A 17,951-nucleotide genomic window follows, 5' to 3' on the forward strand; every position below is an offset into this window, starting at 1 on the left:
GTGTTTTATAACAACCAAAGACTGCATTCATACCTGGATTACAAAAGTCCGAACCAATATGAAGCTGAAGCAGCAAAAACGATGAAAGTTGCTTAACTGGGGTGTCCGGTTTTACTTGACCAGGTCATATGGCTATCGCTGACGCACGCTTATATAAGGCAAAAGAATTGGGGCGCAATCAAGTAGTCACCGGCGAATAATTTTATATCAAAAGCGATGAGATCTTTCCAGGGGAATGATCATTGATTGCATTCAGATTGCAACAGTATTTTTATTCGCGCCGATTGATTTGATTAGCGTGATGCCTAACAGCCCGCCTGCCGCATCAATAAAAAAATCGGTGATAAGCGGAGATCGTCCGTCAATATAGAGTTGTGCCATCTCAGTGCCGCCAGCCAGCATCAGAATAATAGCCGCCACCTGGATGATGGGTTCCTTTGTCATCAAAAAACACAAGACCAGGCCAAACAAGAAAAAAAAGCAGAAATGCCAGACCTTGGATAAATCCCAGGGAATGGCCGTTCTAAATGACTCGCTTTCTGCATCAATCTGAACTTTGACTTCATCGGAAACCTGATTTTTCAAATCACCTGGCAGGGATATCCCGGCGACAATGACGATGAATGTGGTTAGCAGCAATGTGCGGAAGAGGATAGTTTTTCCGCGGATGAAAAGACATGAGCCCGCCAGCAGCAGGAAAAAAGCACTCCATGCAGAAAGAATAATAGCGCTTGCCTCGATATACGCCTGGTTCACATGGACAGGATAGCCCCGTAAATTTTTTATCTGAAGTGATCCGGTAGATTGACTTAGTTGAGCAAACAAGCGGATGCTTTTGGTTTCCGGTGAAATGGTAAAAGCTGTGCGGTAATGCTTCCAATCAGTGGTTCCAGCCAGAGCGACAACCGTATGTGGCAAATCCCACCGGTCTTTTTCCCCGTCATTTTGTGCCAGAATAATTCTGGCCAAGCTCCAGGGTTTAGCGCCTGCCACTACATTCGTACATTTAACATCGGCGGATACGAGCAAGGTAGCGCCAGGTTTAACCAGCGGAAGGTCCTGAAAAGTGTTGACACCGGTTTTTGCGTCATTGGCCAAAAGGCTCAATCCATTTTCCGTGATGTTGACCCAATTGCTTTCTGATGTTTTGAATTGCCAGTGAGCAGTTAAAAGGTCAGGCGCAATCTGCTCATATTGGGGAATTCTCGTATGGGAAATTAGAGTTGCAACGGTTAAAATAATGAAAATAAAGCAATTTGTTTTTAACAAAGGCATAGATAGCTACCGGCACACTGCAAAGATCAAATCCTTCTTCAATTTGCTCTCATGGATTTTTTATGCCCGGAGTTTAGGTTATTTTGTGTTATCTCTGGCCCTGGAACTTCCTAGAAATATTGAACCATTAAGGTGATATATCCAGCGGCAAAAATAACCAGCGCAATAATAACAAGCTTTTTCATCGAATTGACTCCTTTCAGTTAAATATCGAATCGTCACAGCGGACTGACACAATATAAGTAAAACGCATCCCATGCATTGCCGTCAAGTATTTTTCCGGGGGCTTATTTTTGGAATGGCTTATCTGGTCCAAACGCCGAGTGAATCATTTCATGCCATATTTTGTATTTATCTTCGAAAGACAATCGGGCATTGGCAGGGCTTGTGGAGGGCAAACGAGTGAATCTCAGCAAACCCAAGTTATCCTCTGGTAAGACATAGCGTTTAAAACAAGCTTCCGCTTTCCCGCCGTTAAAAAATACATGGGTAATTTCTCTGTGTTCCGGGAAAAAAGATTGAAAGTCATTGATTGTTTGCGTATCCGCTTCAATACTAGAATCCAAGCTTCCTATGCGATGACAGGATCTGAGCACATCCCATAAGGCTATCTGCGATGATTTTAGCGCCGTAATTTTCTCTGTGTACGATACATCCGGATTGAATTGCAGCAATTGCGCCATGATCGGCCAGAAGGCGTTGCGGGGATGCGCATAATATTGGTTTGCCGCTAATGAAGCCTGTCCCGGCATGCTACCAAGAATCAGGATTTTCGCATGGTTGTCGACGATGGGTTGAAAACTATAGCGGATCGACATGCTGCAGGTGGATTATTTGAGATGGTCCACGTAGTAATGCCGAATAGCATTGAGTTGCTGATCCAGTTCGTAAACCAATGGCCGGCCGGTGGCCAATGATAATTTCATGACCTGTCCGGGGGTAAGGTGATCTAATAGCATCATTAACGTGCGCAGGGTATTTTTGTGGGAAACGATGAGCACACGTTTCCCTTGCTGTATTTCCGGCTGGATGGTTTCCTGCCAGTAAGGCTGAAAGCGCGCGAGGGTTTGTTGCATACTCTCCCCCAAAGGCAGTTCATCTTTATTAATACCGGTGTAGCCGGATTGATTTCCGGGAAAACGCGGATCCTGAGAATCCAGATACGGAGGCGCCGCATCAAATTTGATTTGGCAGCCCAGGATGGGCCAGATACCAAATTTCTTAATGGCTTGCCAACGTTCCATCCCTTCCAGTGCACCATAATGACGTTCGTTCAATCGCCAGCTTTCATGAACCGGTATTTCATTTAACTGCATTGAAGCCAAAACGATCCGTGATGTGGTTCTCGCGCGTTGCAAGGTAGAAGAGAAACACAGATCAAATGTAAAGCCCGCCTGCTTCAGTAAATACGCAGCCTGTTCAGCTTCTCTTTCGCCCTTGGGACTCAAGGCAACATCACTCCAGCCGGTAAAAATCTTATCGCGATTCCAGATACTTTGGCCATGGCGCAGCAGGACAAGCTGCGTGACCTTTTTCTGCGCGTTGGCTGTTGAAGCAATGGCTCGAAGCATTACGGTTATTGACGTTGGGTGGTATCCGATACGGATGATGATTCATGCCAGATGCGCCTGAGTGCATCCCATAAACCACTGCGTATGGTTTTAATGTACTGCGAATTATCGGTCAAACCATTGACCAAACGGCGTTGTGCTTTGCCCAGATTATGATAGGGCATGCTCATGAAAAGATGATGCGTGGCATGGTAACGCAACCCGACCGGCGCCCAGAGCGGCGTGATCAGAAAATTGCCGGGTATGTTGATTGAATCCAGATACTGCTCCGCCAGTGTCATTTTACGGTCGCCGGGATTACGATAGGCATGGGCAGCCAGCGTACGCAGTGAATTGAGGAAGTAAACGGTTACAGAAATCAGATACCAGAGTACCAACAGTGAATAGGGCAGTATGCCCAGCACAACCAGCGTGATGGTAACCGCACCAAGCAGACAGGCGGCGATTTCCTGCTGGCGCCAGTTCAGATCATTGCGAATCGCATCGGCAGCGCGCCGGTAGTTGGGGTCAATCGTAAGCGACGAAGCACGTTCCCAGACGATCTTGCGTAATGGTGGAATCAAGTAACACAAGGGTGTCAGCACTACGAACCGCGCTACCAGAAAAATCGGCAATAAAAAGGACAATAAGACATAAGCAATCATTTCCGCGGGTCTGCGCGTCGCAAAGGGAAGGTATTCGCCATCCGCGCTGGTGCCATAGACATCCGGCTTATGGTGGTCATTATGCACACCGTCATAGGTAAATGACGGGATCATGAACGGCACGCCGCAGAGGATATTCCACGCAAGACGGAAGTTCGTGAATGAACCTTTCTTTAAATGCGCCAGTTCATGCACAAAAATGGCCGAGCGATACAACGCCAGCACCGCCACCACAAATCCGCCCAGTTGCCAGAGCGAAAACGCGGGTGATAACAGTGTTGTAAAGAATGCCACCCAACCCAGTGTGATATGAAATGTAAAATCGATCCAATAAATCCATGGATTCGGCGTCATCAGGTCGCGCACCAGATGATGGGCTTCGCGTAACGGGAATTCCTTGATGTAGGGTGGTTTTTCTTCAGTCACTTGGCGTCTCGTATTGTTTCACTTAAGACCAGCAGGATTGAATGTAATTCATAATGCGCTGATTGATCACCGCATCGGTTTTGTTGATTTGCCCCAGGTTCGGCATGGCTGGCCAGCCCGCATCGATAAATTCCATATCCGCAAACTGCCTGGGCTGTGCATAACGCGGAATGACGTGAAAATGCACATCTGGATCGACCATCATCAGCATCAGATAGTTGATTTTGTCATTCTGGAAGGCTTTTGCCAGCGCGGATTCAATATGCCCGGTGATAGTATGGAGTTCCGTAAAACTCGCCGGACTGAGTTGTGAAAAGGCTTCAGCAGGTTCATGCGCGGCTAAAACCAGCGCACCGAGCGTCGCCTGCGCCGGGCGCAGCATCACCGACCAATATTGATATTGACGGATTATCGTTTGCGGCGCGCCGAATTTGCGCATGGTGGCATTCAGGCTGTTGGATTTCGATGTCACGGGTTTATTCATGATGGGTTTTCATCAAAAATAATGCCCGCTTTGGCCAAGTCTTCTATGAAATCGATCTCACACCAGCGAAAACCTTTCACCGAACAAGAATTCACCAGATGCTGCTTGGCAAGCCGATCGATAATTGACAGATACCATGATTTCAATTCCGCTGGATGGCGCAATGCCGATTCGACGGCTTGGCTGAAGCGCTCTGGACCCTGCTCGCGAAAGTAAATCAGACCAATGGATTCTGCATCAATCTGATGCGGGGGAATTATTTTGCTGACTTGTTTCACCCAGCCGTCTGGATCCAATTGCACTTTCATATCGTCGGCATCGTAAGCGTTTTTATAGTCCACGCTGAGTGTAATGGGCGCCGGTTTTGAATTCAAGACCTGCGCGATGAGCGCGGCTTCGATCACGGTATCTCCGTTGAGAATCAGAAAATCGCCCGTCATCTCACCGCGCGCAATCCAGCAACTCGCCAGATTGTCCGCCACTTCAAAAAACGGATTGAACAGTATTTTAATCTTGGGGTGATTCGCATAACGCTGTTGTAACAGCGTTTCAATCAAACCCACCTGAAAACCCGCGACAATCGTGATTTCCTCAACGCCCACCGCCAGCAACGCATCAATCTGCCACGCCAGCACGGGTTTATCGGCAACCGGCAACAGGCACTTCGGCGTACTTTCGGTCAGCGGCAGCAACCGCCGCCCCTGCCCTGCGCTGAGAATGATGGCCTTGGTGTGTCTGTCCGGTCGTGTGATTGGATTATTCGTCATAGATGGATTGATTATAGGGCACTTTAGATGGAAAGACTGCTGATCTGCCGCAATTCTGCAACAATGCGTTGGATTGCGCGCAGAAAATCCTCGACTTGCTCAAGCGTGTTGCTGCTTCCCAGGCTGATGCGCACCGCACACCGCGCGAGCATCGGATCAATCTGCATCGCACTCAGCACATGGCTCTGTCCCGGATTGACGCTGGAACAGGCAGCACCCGCAGCGACAGCAAAACCGGCTTTATCCAGCTTAACCACTAACGTATCGCCTTCAATATCCGGCAGCGCAAAATAACACGTGTTCGGGATGCGCGCAGCCCCGGCGCCAAAAATCACCGCCCCCATACCAACCAACCCTTTTTCCAGATCATCCCGCAGTTGGGAAATAGGCTGCGCAGTTTCTGCCAAGCGGGAACGGGCTAATTCGCAGGCAACACCAAATCCCACAATCGCAGGCACATTCTCGGTGCCGGAACGCAACCCGTTTTCATGCCCGCCGCCATAAATCAGCGGTTTCAATAACAACCGTTTGTCCACGATCAAAGCCGCCGCCCCTTTCGGACCATAAATCTTGTGCGCGGACAACGTCATCGCATGCACCTTCAGCGCGGCAAAATCCACCGGGATTTTTCCCAATCCCTGGATGGCATCGGTATGCACGGTAGCGCCCTGCGCGCGCGCCAGCTCAGCGATACCCGCGACATCCTGAATCACGCCGGTTTCATTATTCGCCAGCATCACAGAAACCAGCCCCGGCTTGTGTTCATTCATTGCCGCATCGGCAGCATCCCAATTAACCTGCCCGGATGGATTCACCGCTAATTGATGCACCGCCCACGCATCACCATTGCGGCGTGCCAGCGCAAGCGCCGGTTTCAACACACAAGGGTGCTCAATCGCACTGATAAAAAGATTCCCTGGCTTCAAACTATCCGCCGCACCGCGAATAAACAAATTATTCGCTTCCGAACCGCCGCTGGTAAAAATCACCTGCACCGGCAGCACTCCCACCGCATCCGCCACCTGCTTGCGCGCCTTATCAATCGCCCGCCGCGCATTGATGCCATAGCTATGGCGGCTGGATGCATTGCCGAATTCCTGCTGGAAATAGGGCAGCATGGCTTCCAGCACGGCATCGTCGATGCGAGTGGTGGCGTTGTGGTCGAAGTAGGTTGGCTCCATAAATCTCGTGTGCGATCAATCGATAAAGATCGTATGATAAACCTTAATAGACCGTGTGAAACACGTTTTCGAGGACGCCGATGCAAGGCCAAAAACAAAAGGCAAGTTAACAACAGCGAGGACATCTCTTACTGCAAAATGTTTTGCATCTTCAAACATGGGATTAGAAATTGTAACGGCGCGAACAGAAAATCTAATCTCTGCTCGCTCTATGGTTTCCGTGTTGTTAATGAATGACGTTGAATCTCTTGTGTAGGTGCATTTTTAAAATCTGATAACGATGATGTTTTTTTCTTGTTTTGCAGCCTGATATTTGATTCCTACTTTCACGCGACGAAGGAAGATATGTCAAGACATGCCCTCTTTGTCTGCTCTGAATAACTGATGATTGTCGTCGTCGCTTTCAAGCCGTTCGATTTTGGTAAAGATGATCCGCGGTCGGCGCGCATCCAAACTTCCCTTTTCATCTTCCCTGCTTACTCGACCATAAACCCTGCAACGTAGGAAGAGACTGGGCTTGAACCGAACAATGCTTCCCACTTCAGGGAGGCCATTGAGAATATGTCCTTGGTAACTAATGCCAACAGTATTTGACATTTCGTTCCCACGGGTTAGTTCTCCCTCAAGAACCACGCTTTGCCCATGCTCAAACTCAGGAAAGAGAACCTCTCCTGGCTCCTCTACCTCATGGGTAAATATCTGGCGATGTTTGCGGGTAATGGTTTCTTCAGCTACTACCTGGTCATCATAAATTCCAACAGATAGCGATCGCTCTTCCTCTACAACCCCGGACATCTTCTTTAGCAGTGTGGGGCTCGCCGAAGCATAAAAATCCAGAAATTCTTTAGGTACATAGAGGTATTCACCCTGAGAATTCCGAATTCCAATCAGTGCATTGCCATCCTTGAATTGAACGTTTTCGAATTTTTTGATAGTTAAGTCGCCCATGTGCTTTCCGATACGAATCATCCATTGGATGGCACATAGTGCCTTCTTGAATATGTCTTTTAGGCCAACATCCTTAAAATCGTTCTCAGCCATTTTCTGAGCGGCCTTTATACCGTATGCAAGAAGTATCCCGCCGATGACAATTTCCCAGGAACCTTTCTTAACCTTTACAGGAAATTCAAAATCTACGGCTCTAAGCTCTGGGGCTTGTTGATATACGAAGAATCGAACGGCTTCATCTACCCCCAAAAGCGCTTGGGCTGATTTGCGTGCATCGAGGTATCCATTCTTGACCAGTTCGCCCGAATACCTCACGTAGCCGAGTTGTCCTTCTTCTTGTTCCATAACTCAATCCATAGTCATAGTATTGGGGGATGTCGACAAAACACATAACCAGAATTAGTCAGATAGCTAATAAAGAAAAATATCTGGATAAATTCGTTAATTTTTATAAAAAAATAATCAATCCCTTAACGAGGATGCTATTTTTGTTGCGACCTAAGATTTAGCGGATCGAATTCTTTCTCAACTTTTCGTTGTAAGCAATGTAATAAAAAAACAGGCCATGAAAGAAGCGTTACCAACTTACTGTATCGAAAGTATATCCTACTTTAGTCACTCATTTGACTGGTAAATATCTAGATGGATTAGTTAATGTCAGGAGCAATGCGCTTAGCATATCCTGTTAATACGCCACCGGCAACGGATCCAAACTACGCCATAAATACCACGTAGCGACCGAGCGCCAGGGTTGCCAGGGCTTGGCGAGTTGGAGCATGGTTTTTTTGTCTACCGGTTGTTTATCAAGGTAGTGCAGGCTCATTGCGCGTTGCAGTCCGATATCGTCCAGTGGTAGAACATCCGGGCGCTGCAGGTGAAAAATCAGGAACATTTCTGCTGTCCAGCGCCCTATTCCTTTTACTTCGGTCAGCTGTTTGATGATGGTTTCATCATCCCTATCAATCCATGAAGTTTCATTCAAACTCCCTTCGGTGAAATGCCGCGACAAATCCTGCAGGTAGGTTATTTTTCGTGCGGATAACCCGCAGGTTCGCAATAAATCCTGTTCTGCTGCTGCGATCGTGTGCGGTGTCATGTCCGGAATAGTGCGGATTACTTTTTGCCAGACGCTTTCGGCGGCTTTGACGGAAATCTGTTGCCCGACGATGGAACGCGCCAGAGTGGTGAAAGCACAGCCGCGTGAAGTAAGCGTGGCGTCTTCAAATTGCCGGATTAACTGATGCATGACTTTATCGCATGCAGCCAGTTCCTGTATCGCTTGTGTCCAGTATAACGGCGTCATCTCTTTGCTGAAGTGGGATTGTTGAACGCAGAGAGTGTGCAATTTTTCCGGTGGTAAAACAAGCTTACTCAGAGTCATTCTCAAGGGCACCTCTAAAAATCCAAATTTCGTCACAACACTTTGTTGCTCAAAAAAAATGTTTCCTTACATATCAATTATATGCTGCGTCACCATTTTTTTCTCGCGCCTCGTTTTGTTTGGAACTTTGAATTTTTAGAGGCACCCTCAAATTGAAATTAACAATTCACATTGAGTATTTCTTCTATCTATCTTATTTATTTGAACATTTTATTGCTTATTGGATTGCAACCGGCATTCCCATTAAGTCTTTGTCATATAACTATAAACTTCCCAATTCTTGCTTGACTATCGTCTGTTTTTTGATTAAAGTGGGATCTGGTGGGAGAATGTGGGAAAATTTGGCGGGCCTCGATTAATTTTCCCTTTATAAAAGGAGACAGCATGTTCCGTGGCATCACGCAGCTCAGTCTGGATGCAAAAGGTAGGCTTGCGATACCCGCAAGATACCGTGGCGAACTGATGTCTTCCTGCACAGGACACTTGATAGTCACTGTTGACCCTTCAAAGTGTTTGTTGATTTATCCTCAGCCAGCCTGGGAACCGATAGAACAAAAACTCAATAATCTTTCCAGTTTTGAATCCAAAACCCGCAACTTGCAGAGGTTGCTGGTGGGTAATGCTTGCGATGTCGAGATGGATGCTGCCGGCCGTATTTTGGTGTCACCACCACTGCGTCAGTTTGCTGGTTTGTCCAAAGATGTGGTGCTGGTTGGTCAAGGCGCAAAATTTGAATTGTGGGATGAAACACAATGGAACTTACAGATAGAAAATGCACTGGCTTTCAAGGATGGCGATATGCCGCCTGAGCTGGATGGCTTTTCTCTGTGATGAAGCGGTAAATCGCGCAGATGCACATTGCGGTATTGTTGCAGGAAGCGGTTGATGCATTGGCGATAAAACCGGATGGTGTCTATGTGGATGCAACGTTTGGGCGTGGTGGTCATAGCCGTTTGATACTGTCGCGGCTGGGTGAGCAGGGCCGGTTAATCGCCTTGGATAGAGATCCTACCGCGGTTAAATCAGGCGAAGCGATTGCGGACAAACGATTTTCTATCAGACACAGTAGTTTTTCCGGATTGCGGCGGATATTGCAGGAAATGGGCGTTACAAAGATTGATGGGGTGTTGTTGGATTTGGGGGTGTCTTCACCGCAATTGGAAGAAATTTCGCGCGGATTCAGTTTTCGTTCTGCAGGTCCGCTCGATATGCGCATGGATACAAGTAACGGGCAGACTGCGGCAGAGTGGCTGGCAACAGTTACCGAAGATCAACTGGAATGGGTGATAAAAGAATATGGCGAAGAACGGTTTGCTAGGCAGATTGCAAGAGCGATTATTATGGCAAGAACGCGGCAGCCTATTGTTACCACACTACAACTTGCCGAGATTATCGCCGCGGTCGTTCGCACGCGCCAGCGTCAGCGGGAAAATATGCGGCATCCGGCGACGCGCGCTTTTCAGGCGATACGGATTTATCTCAATCAGGAGCTTGAGGAGCTGTCGCTAGTTTTGCCGCAATGTGTTGAATTATTGAATCCGGGGGGAAGGTTGGTGGTCATCAGTTTTCATTCTTTGGAAGATCGCATGGTCAAGCAGTTTATGCGAGCAGGAGCCAGTACGGACGAACTTCCGCGTGGCGTGCCGCTGCGGGAGAAGGAACTGCAACGGTTCAGCAAACAGACATTGCGCGTGATTGGCAAAGCGATTCATCCGGGCGAACTGGAAGTGACAGAGAATGTGCGGGCAAGGAGTGCGGTGATGCGAGTGGCCGAAAGAATGACATTAAACGGGTAATCGGATGTTCAAACTGAACATTTTCTTTATTTTTGTGGTGATTGCTTGCGCGCTGGGCATAGTGACCTCGCAGCATACAGCCCGCAAGCTTTTTATGGAACTGGAGAACGAAAAAGGAATAGAGCGAAAACTGGAAGTGGAATGGGGAAGATTGCAACTGGAGCAAAGCACATTGATTATGCACGGACGCATCGAGCAGATTGCGAAAGAGAATTTGAATATGACGGCACCTGCTGCGTCCAGTATACAAATTGTTTCGATCAGCAATGCAGAGGATCGATTAAATCCAAAAGGCATTGAGCCGTGATAAAAATAAAACCCGAGTTAGCGCAAATCAAATTATCGGCATGGCGCTCAATCCTATTGCTCAGTTTACTGGTGCTGGGTTTAGTCAGTTTGGCAGGACGTGCCGCCTACTTGCAGGGAATGCACCATGATTTTTTGCAGCAGAAGGGAGAATTACGCTATAGCCGGGTTATAGAAATGAATGCAGACCGGGGAATGATTACAGACCGGAATGGGCAAATCCTGGCGATCAGTTCACCGATCGCATCGGTATATGCCGATCCGAAAGTGGTAAAGATCACCCCCGAGCAGCTAAAACAGTTATCTGGCTTACTTGAAACCAGTATGGCCGAAATAGATGACCGGATTAAAAGAGAGAACAGCCGTTTTGTTTATCTAAAACGGCAAGTGGTTCCGGATACCGCCGAGAAGATCATGAAGTTAAAGATTCCGGGTATTTTTTTAAGCAGCGAATCCAAGCGATACTATCCGGAAAGTGAGTTTGCCGCGCATGTCCTGGGTTTTACTGATATTAACGACGAAGGTCAAGAGGGTGTCGAACGGGGTTGGCAAGATTCACTCGCCGGTGAATTGGGTAGCCGTCGTGTTATCAAGGATAACAAAGGGCGCATCGTTGAAGATATTGAAAATATCCGCACGCCAAAACCAGGACAGGATCTGGTTTTGTCAATCGATAGAAGAATTCAGTATCGTGCGCATGTCGAATTAAAAGACGCGGTCAAAATCAACAAAGCCAAGGCTGGCAGCGTTGTTGTGCTGGATGCGCAGACGGGAGAAATTCTGGCGTTGACCAATTTACCGGCTTATAACCCAAACCGAAGATCAACGATCAATAATGAAAGACTTCGCAATCGTGCATTGATTGATACTTTCGAGCCTGGGTCTACGCTAAAGCCATTTACTGTAGCAATCGCGATGGAAGTGGGAAAAATCAATGCGGATACGCTCATGCAAACATCCCCGGGAACGTTGCAAGTAGGCAGAAAAACCATACGGGATGTCAATAATAAGGGGGAATTGACTGTTGCCCAGGTAATCCAGCAATCGAGTAATGTCGGGACGGCAAAAATAGCTTTGTCACTTGAGTCGCAAACAATGTGGGAGATGTTTAATCGTTCCGGGTTTGGCATGCTAACGAACTCGGGTTTTCCCGGAGAAGCCAGCGGAATACTGCGGCCCTATAATAAATGGCGCACGATTGAACAAGCCACTATGTCATATGGTCATGGTATCTCAACCAGTCTGATGCAATTAGCCCGCGCCTATACAATCTTTGCGAGCGGGGGCGAATTAAAACCCATCTCGTTGTTGAAGCAAACGATGCCCGTCATGGGGCAACGCGTGATCTCACGTCATACTGCGTTGGCGATGAGCCGTATGCTGGAAATGGCAACCAAGCCCGGTGGCACGGCGCCATTGGCGCAGATTAGTGGCTACCGCGTTGCCGGTAAAACGGGGACGGCACATAAACTGATCGATGGCCAGTACGCCAATAAGCGCTATATTTCAACTTTTGTGGGCTATGCGCCCGCATCAAATCCCCGCTTGATCATTGCGGTGATGATCGATGAGCCCTCCGCCGGGAAATATTTCGGGGGGGCCGTGGCTGCGCCAGTCTTTAACAAGGTAATGTCAGGCGCTTTACGCATTATGAATATTCCACCCGATGCGCCTGCCAATAATGTAGTTACCTTTACAGCAACACCCGAGATGGATGAAGAAGGATGAGTTTGATGACTGTCAAAAAGAAAGCATCAAAATTATTTGATAATCATCTTCTGGATGAGATCGGGGTTCCTATTGAGAATCTCGTCACGGATAGCCGCCTGATAAAACGCGGTGATACGTTTCTAGCCTACGCGGGTGAAGTGACTGACGGCCGCAAATTTATCCCGCAGGCAATCGCTGCCGGTGCCAATGCCGTTCTCTGGGATCCGCAAAATTTTTCATGGGATCCGGAATGGCATATCCCTGCATTGGCGATCAATGAATTGCGGGCTAAAGCAGGACTGATAGCCAGTTATGTTTATGGTAATCCATCACAAAAATTATGGATGGTCGGAATTACTGGAACCAACGGAAAAACATCCTGCAGTCACTGGTACGCGCAAGCCATGACAAGCCTGGATAAGAAAACGGCCGTGCTGGGGACATTGGGAAATGGTTTTAGCGGCGAATTGGAGATTGCTGAAAATACAACACCCGAAGCCACAGTGCTGCAGCGCTCGCTGGCAAAATTTGTCGAACAAGGTGCGCAGAGTGTAGCAATGGAAGTATCTTCACATGGCTTGGTACAAGGGCGGCTCAATGGAACAACGCTCGCAATTGCTGTACTGACTAATTTATCGCGTGATCACCTGGATTATCACCGGGATATGGATAGTTATGCTGCCGCCAAAGCACGTTTGTTTTTTTGGCCGGAATTAAAATATGCGGTCATCAATATGGATGATGTACTGGGTGTTGAGTTATCGCGCCAGCTTGCAAATAAGCCCGTCAGAACAATCGGCTATGGATTCCATTATCCGGAAGAGCGTTATTCAAATCAATTCAAAATGGTCTACGGTTTAAATCTCAAAGTTGATATCGAGGGTATGGAGTTTGATATTGAATTTGAGGATAATCACGAACATTTGAGAATCGGTTTGTTGGGTAAATTCAATGCATCAAACTTGCTGGCTGTTGTTGCAACTTTGTTGGCAAGTGGAATTCGTTTGCCGGATGCAGTCCGGTCACTTCAAAGCATACAACCCATTCCGGGCCGGATGGAAAAATACGAGGGGATTGGCCAACCTATTATTATCGTGGATTACGCACATACGCCGGATGCATTGGAGAAAGTGCTATGCACACTGCGCGAGCTTTCACGCACCGTCAGCCAAAAGAAAGGAACAGCCGGGCAAAATGCACGTTTGTTTTGTGTTGTCGGCTGCGGCGGTGATCGCGACAAAGGCAAGCGTGTGATGGTCGGTGAAGTGGCTACACGCCTGGCGGATGAAGTCATTTTTACCAGTGACAATCCGCGTACGGAAGATCCGCTGAGCATTATTAAAGATATTGTTGCTGGTGCAGGTGCCAAGAACTATCAGATAGAGGTCGACCGGGCGTTAGCTATTTATCAGGCAATCGATAATGCCCGACCCGGCGATATTGTTCTGATTGCAGGTAAAGGCCATGAAAAATTTCAAGAAATAAAAGGACAGAAAGTTCCTTTTAATGATGTGGAAGTTGTGCAACAAGTGCTGAAGGATCTGGCCATGAAAGTGCGAGTGTAATCATGATGACGGTTAAGGAAGCTGCTGAATTATTACACGCCGACTGGAGCGGAAAGGATGTGCTATTTACCGGGGTGAGCACAGATAGCCGCACGCTGAGGAAGGGTGATTTGTTCGTCGCTTTAACCGGGGAAAGATTTGATGGCAGCAGATTTGTTAGTAGCGCTGAGGAGAAAGGTGCCGTTGCCGCGATGATCCAACTAGCGACTGACGGCAATGATCTGCCCGCCGACTTACCCCTGATTCGTGTCAGGGATACGCGATTGGGATTGGGGCAATTGGCGGCGCACTGGAGAAGCCGTTTTGCGCTACCGGTGATTGGAGTCACAGGCAGTAACGGCAAGACTACCGTCAAAGAAATGATTTCAGCGATACTACGTCAGGCGGCGACAACCGGCAAAGCGGAAGTCAATGAGCAGACAGATTACGTATTGGCAACCGAAGGTAATCTCAATAACGACATTGGTGTGCCACAAATGTTATTGCGATTGCGGCAGCAACATCGCTATGCGGTGATTGAAATGGGCATGAATCATGTTGGGGAAATTGCCTATTTGGCACAATTAGTAAAACCCAGCATCGCGCTGATTACCAATGCAGGTGCCGCGCATATTGAAGGATTGGGTTCTGTTGAAGCGGTAGCACGCGCCAAAGCTGAAATATTTGCAAAGCTCGATCAGCAAGGAACGGCCGTTATTAATGCAGATGATAAGTATGCGCCATTGTGGCGTGAATGTGCCGGTGCACGTAAAATAGTCGATTTTGGTTTGCGGGAGAAAGCGCAGGTAAGCGCCGAATATCAAGTTGATTTACTGGTCAATAAAATCCGGTTGAAATTGCCGGATGGCATCGTCGAATTGAAGCTACAGGCGCCGGGCAGGCATAACGTCTATAACGCACTGGCGGCCGCAGCCGCGGCCACTGCATTGGGCATCAGTAAAGAAATGATTGCAGCAGGATTGGAGCAATTTCGAAGTGTGCAGGGGCGGATGCAGAAAAAGCTGGGGTTGCATCATGCACTATTAATCGACGATACATACAACGCAAATCCGGAATCGGTGCGCGCTGCTCTGGCTGTTCTGGCTGCAACCGGAGGGAAAAAAATACTGGTGCTCGGCGATATGGGAGAACTGGGCAAATCAGCCATTGATTTACATCGTACGATTGGAAGAGATGCGCGCAATGCAGGGCTTGATCAATTGCTGACTTTGGGTGAACTCAGCGCTTACGCAACAGAAGAATTTGGTAAGGGTGCGCAACATTTTAACACCATCGACGAATTGCTCGATGCGACCGAAAGTTTGCTTGCCGATGATGTCACCCTGCTGGTGAAAGGGTCGCGCTTTATGCATATGGAACGAGTGGTCCGGCAACTGGAACAACCCAAGAGGTTTCCATGCTGCTGACGCTTTCCCAATGGCTGGCTCAGGATATCCGCGCTTTTAATGTATTTAGTTATATTACATTGCGCACTATGCTGGCTGCTCTGACTGCATTGATTATTTCTTTCATTATTGGCCCGGTGATGATACGCAAGCTGACCGCTTACAAAATTGGCCAATCCGTACGTGATGATGGCCCACAAACGCATCTTGTGAAAGTGGGTACACCGACGATGGGCGGTGCCTTGATATTAATGTCAATTGTACTCACCACCTTGTTGTGGGCTGATTTAAGCAATCGATACATCTGGGTAGTTTTGCTGACTACTCTGGGATTTGGTGCAATTGGTTGGGTAGACGACTACCGGAAAGTAGTTCACCGCAACCCAAAGGGACTCTCTGCAAGGGTCAAATTCTTCTGGCAATCGCTGATTGCCATTATTGTTGCGCTATATCTGGCTTCAACTGCCGAGATACCGGCGCAAACGGACATGATCGTACCATTCTTCAAGGAAGTAGCGATTCCATTGGGAGTCACAGGCTTTGTGGTATTAACCTATTTTGTCATTGTCGGTACCAGCAATGCAGTGAATCTGACTGATGGATTGGATGGCTTAGCCATTATGCCGACTGTCATGATCAGCAGCGCACTGGCTGTTTTTGCCTATGTGGCAGGGCATGTCGTATTTGCAAAGTATCTGGGAATTCCCTATATCCCCAATGCGGGAGAATTATCCGTATTTTGTGGCGCCATGGCAGGCGCTGGGCTTGCCTTTCTGTGGTTTAACGCCTACCCCGCTGAAGTATTTATGGGTGATGTGGGTGCACTGGCTTTGGGAGCTGCATTGGGAATCGTCACCGTGATAGTCCGCCAGGAGATTGTGCTGGTAATTATGGGCGGTGTTTTTGTGGTGGAAGCACTGTCCGTGATGTTGCAGGTAGCATCATTCAAATTGCTGGGTAAACGCGTTTTTCGCATGGCACCGCTGCATCATCATTTTGAATTAAAGGGCTGGAAAGAGAACCAGGTGGTGGTCAGATTCTGGATTATTACCATCATCCTGGTGTTAATTGGATTATCGACATTAAAATTAAGATGATTTTGCAAGGTAAAACAGTACTGGTGTTAGGAATGGGCGAAACGGGCCTGTCCATGGTGAAATGGCTAGTGCGCCAGGGTGCAACCGTACGTGCAGCAGATAGCCGGCTGGAACCGCCGCACTGGAAAGAGATCGTGGAAACACACCCAGCAGTAAAGGCTTACAAAGGAAAATTTGAGGGCAAAATTTTTGACGGCATCGAAATGATTGCGATGAGTCCCGGTGTTCCGCTGGCGGATCCTTTTGTACAACAAGCTATTCAGCGTGGCATACCTGTGATTGGTGACATGGTTCTTTTTACCTGGGCGCTTGAGCAAAGCGGTATGCCAAAGCCCAAGGTTGTGGCTATTACGGGATCGAATGGCAAGACAACAGTAACCGCGATGGTTGGCGCTATGCTGAAGAAATCAGGCTGGAACGTTGAAGTGGCAGGGAATATTGGCCCAGCCGTTTTAAATGCGCTCATGCAGCAAACAGATGCGGGTAATTGGCCGCAGGCCTGGGTTTTAGAAACATCCAGCTTTCAATTGGAAACAACTCACAATCTGAACGCAGATGTGGCTACAGTGCTCAATTTGAGCGAAGATCATTTAGATCGCTATACCGGTATGCAAGATTATGTAGCAGCAAAAGCAAGAGTGTTTTTACACGAAAAGAGTGGTGAAGGCATACAGATTCTAAACCGCAATGATCCGGGTGTCTGTGCCATGGCATTGGCGGGCAGAAAGCAAATTACTTTTGGTTTGGATGAATCTCCTACGCAAACAGATTTTGGCATCATGCACGATGGCGATGATTTGTGGTTGCTGGAAGGGAATTTGCAATTAATGAAAACCTCCGAGCTGGTTGTCAATGGTTTGCATAATGCTATCAATGCACTATCGGCATTAGCCATGTGCCGTGCATTAGGCGTATCCATGGATCCGCTATTGTCAGCGCTACGGGAATTTCGTGGATTACCGCACCGGATGGAAAAGGTCGCTGCCTTTAATGGCGTTACTTTTTATGATGATTCCAAAAGCACGAATGTCGGTGCTACTGTGGCAGCATTAAACGGGATGAAGCAGAATGTCATTCTAATTGCCGGTGGCGATGGGAAGGGACAGGATTTCTCACATATGAAACAGGCGGTTGCTAATAATGCCCGAGCAGTAGTGCTGATTGGCCGCGATGCGGGAATCATTGCTGGGGAATTGAAAGATTGCGGCGTTCCTGTGCATTTTGCAGTTACCATGGAAGAAGCCATGCAGAAAAGCTTTTTGCTGGCACAAGCGGGAGATGTGGTATTGCTGTCACCCGCTTGTGCCAGCTTCGATATGTTTAGAAATTATATACACCGCGCAGAAGTATTCGTCGCGGCTGTCAGAGATATTGAGAACAAATTCTTTAGTTTTGGACAGAAAAAACATTAACTG

General features: G+C 47.9%; 18 protein-coding genes. 9 read left to right on the forward strand and 9 right to left on the reverse strand.

Going from position 1 to position 17,951, the window contains the following annotated elements:
• A partial coding sequence (locus tag QZ942_RS14030; RefSeq protein ID WP_366835997.1) for an IS3 family transposase occupies nt 1–96 on the forward strand: 96 nt, incomplete at its 5' end.
• A 156-nt stretch (nt 97–252) separates the two neighbouring features.
• Here the strand turns inward: QZ942_RS14030 and QZ942_RS03790 are convergent.
• The 9 genes from QZ942_RS03790 to QZ942_RS03830 all read right to left on the reverse strand — a co-directional run bounded on the left by QZ942_RS03790 (nt 253) and on the right by QZ942_RS03830 (nt 8,677).
• The gene (locus QZ942_RS03790; RefSeq protein WP_292993361.1) at nt 253–1,107 is read right to left on the reverse strand and encodes a VanZ family protein; all 855 of its coding nucleotides are present in this window, start codon (nt 1,105–1,107) and stop codon (nt 253–255) included.
• Between the two features lie 455 nt (nt 1,108–1,562).
• A complete protein-coding gene (locus tag QZ942_RS03795; protein WP_292993362.1) occupies nt 1,563–2,093 on the reverse strand; it encodes a DNA-deoxyinosine glycosylase in 531 nt (176 codons plus the stop codon).
• A 12-nt stretch (nt 2,094–2,105) separates the two neighbouring features.
• On the reverse strand, nt 2,106–2,846 hold the full coding sequence (locus QZ942_RS03800) for a 2,3-bisphosphoglycerate-dependent phosphoglycerate mutase (RefSeq protein WP_292993363.1): 741 nt from the start codon (nt 2,844–2,846) through the stop codon (nt 2,106–2,108).
• A 5-nt stretch (nt 2,847–2,851) separates the two neighbouring features.
• Nucleotides 2,852–3,916, reverse strand: a complete 1,065-nt coding sequence (locus QZ942_RS03805) for a fatty acid desaturase (protein WP_292993364.1) — start codon at nt 3,914–3,916, stop codon at nt 2,852–2,854.
• 22 nt (nt 3,917–3,938) lie between these two features.
• Nucleotides 3,939–4,400: an HIT family protein gene (locus tag QZ942_RS03810; protein ID WP_292993365.1), complete on the reverse strand. Its 462-nt coding sequence runs from the start codon at nt 4,398–4,400 to the stop codon at nt 3,939–3,941.
• Complete coding sequence (locus tag QZ942_RS03815) at nt 4,397–5,167, reverse strand: phosphocholine cytidylyltransferase family protein (protein ID WP_292993366.1); 771 nt, start codon at nt 5,165–5,167, stop codon at nt 4,397–4,399. The genes QZ942_RS03810 and QZ942_RS03815 overlap by 4 nt, the downstream gene beginning before the upstream one ends.
• 23 nt (nt 5,168–5,190) lie before the next feature.
• Nucleotides 5,191–6,348, reverse strand: coding sequence for a cysteine desulfurase family protein (locus tag QZ942_RS03820; RefSeq protein WP_292993367.1), 1,158 nt, complete (start codon nt 6,346–6,348; stop codon nt 5,191–5,193).
• Between the two features lie 348 nt (nt 6,349–6,696).
• Nucleotides 6,697–7,641 carry a hypothetical protein gene (locus QZ942_RS03825; RefSeq protein WP_292993368.1) on the reverse strand — a complete coding sequence of 315 codons (945 nt, stop codon included), beginning with the start codon at nt 7,639–7,641 and terminating at the stop codon, nt 6,697–6,699.
• 340 nt (nt 7,642–7,981) lie between these two features.
• A complete protein-coding gene (locus QZ942_RS03830) occupies nt 7,982–8,677 on the reverse strand; it encodes a DNA-3-methyladenine glycosylase (protein ID WP_292993369.1) in 696 nt (231 codons plus the stop codon).
• A 384-nt stretch (nt 8,678–9,061) separates the two neighbouring features.
• Here QZ942_RS03830 and mraZ point away from each other — a divergent pair, with 384 nt between their 5' ends.
• Genes mraZ through murD form a run of 8 tightly spaced genes read left to right on the forward strand, consistent with a single transcriptional unit; the run spans nt 9,062 to nt 17,948 of the window.
• A complete protein-coding gene (mraZ, locus tag QZ942_RS03835; protein WP_292993370.1) occupies nt 9,062–9,508 on the forward strand; it encodes a division/cell wall cluster transcriptional repressor MraZ in 447 nt (148 codons plus the stop codon).
• A 20-nt stretch (nt 9,509–9,528) separates the two neighbouring features.
• Nucleotides 9,529–10,473: a 16S rRNA (cytosine(1402)-N(4))-methyltransferase RsmH gene (gene rsmH, locus QZ942_RS03840; RefSeq protein ID WP_292993371.1), complete on the forward strand. Its 945-nt coding sequence runs from the start codon at nt 9,529–9,531 to the stop codon at nt 10,471–10,473.
• 4 nt (nt 10,474–10,477) lie between these two features.
• Entirely contained in the window at nt 10,478–10,780 is a 303-nt protein-coding gene (gene ftsL, locus QZ942_RS03845) for a cell division protein FtsL (RefSeq protein ID WP_292993372.1), read from the forward strand.
• Nucleotides 10,777–12,507, forward strand: coding sequence for a penicillin-binding transpeptidase domain-containing protein (locus QZ942_RS03850; protein WP_292993373.1), 1,731 nt, complete (start codon nt 10,777–10,779; stop codon nt 12,505–12,507). Before ftsL ends, QZ942_RS03850 begins: the two co-directional genes overlap by 4 nt.
• Nucleotides 12,508–12,512: 5 nt before the next feature.
• Nucleotides 12,513–14,054 (forward strand): UDP-N-acetylmuramoyl-L-alanyl-D-glutamate--2,6-diaminopimelate ligase, encoded by a 1,542-nt coding sequence (locus QZ942_RS03855; RefSeq protein ID WP_292993374.1) that lies wholly within the window; start codon nt 12,513–12,515, stop codon nt 14,052–14,054.
• A gap of 2 nt (nt 14,055–14,056) precedes the next feature.
• Entirely contained in the window at nt 14,057–15,460 is a 1,404-nt protein-coding gene (gene murF, locus QZ942_RS03860; RefSeq protein ID WP_292993375.1) for a UDP-N-acetylmuramoyl-tripeptide--D-alanyl-D-alanine ligase, read from the forward strand.
• Nucleotides 15,451–16,536, forward strand: coding sequence for a phospho-N-acetylmuramoyl-pentapeptide-transferase (gene mraY / locus QZ942_RS03865; RefSeq protein ID WP_292993376.1), 1,086 nt, complete (start codon nt 15,451–15,453; stop codon nt 16,534–16,536). Before murF ends, mraY begins: the two co-directional genes overlap by 10 nt.
• Complete coding sequence (murD, locus tag QZ942_RS03870) at nt 16,533–17,948, forward strand: UDP-N-acetylmuramoyl-L-alanine--D-glutamate ligase (protein ID WP_292993377.1); 1,416 nt, start codon at nt 16,533–16,535, stop codon at nt 17,946–17,948. Before mraY ends, murD begins: the two co-directional genes overlap by 4 nt.
• The last annotated feature ends 3 nt before the right edge of the window (nt 17,949–17,951 follow it).

It is taken from the genome of Nitrosomonas sp., from assembly GCF_021731985.1.
Lineage (GTDB): Bacteria > Pseudomonadota > Gammaproteobacteria > Burkholderiales > Nitrosomonadaceae > Nitrosomonas.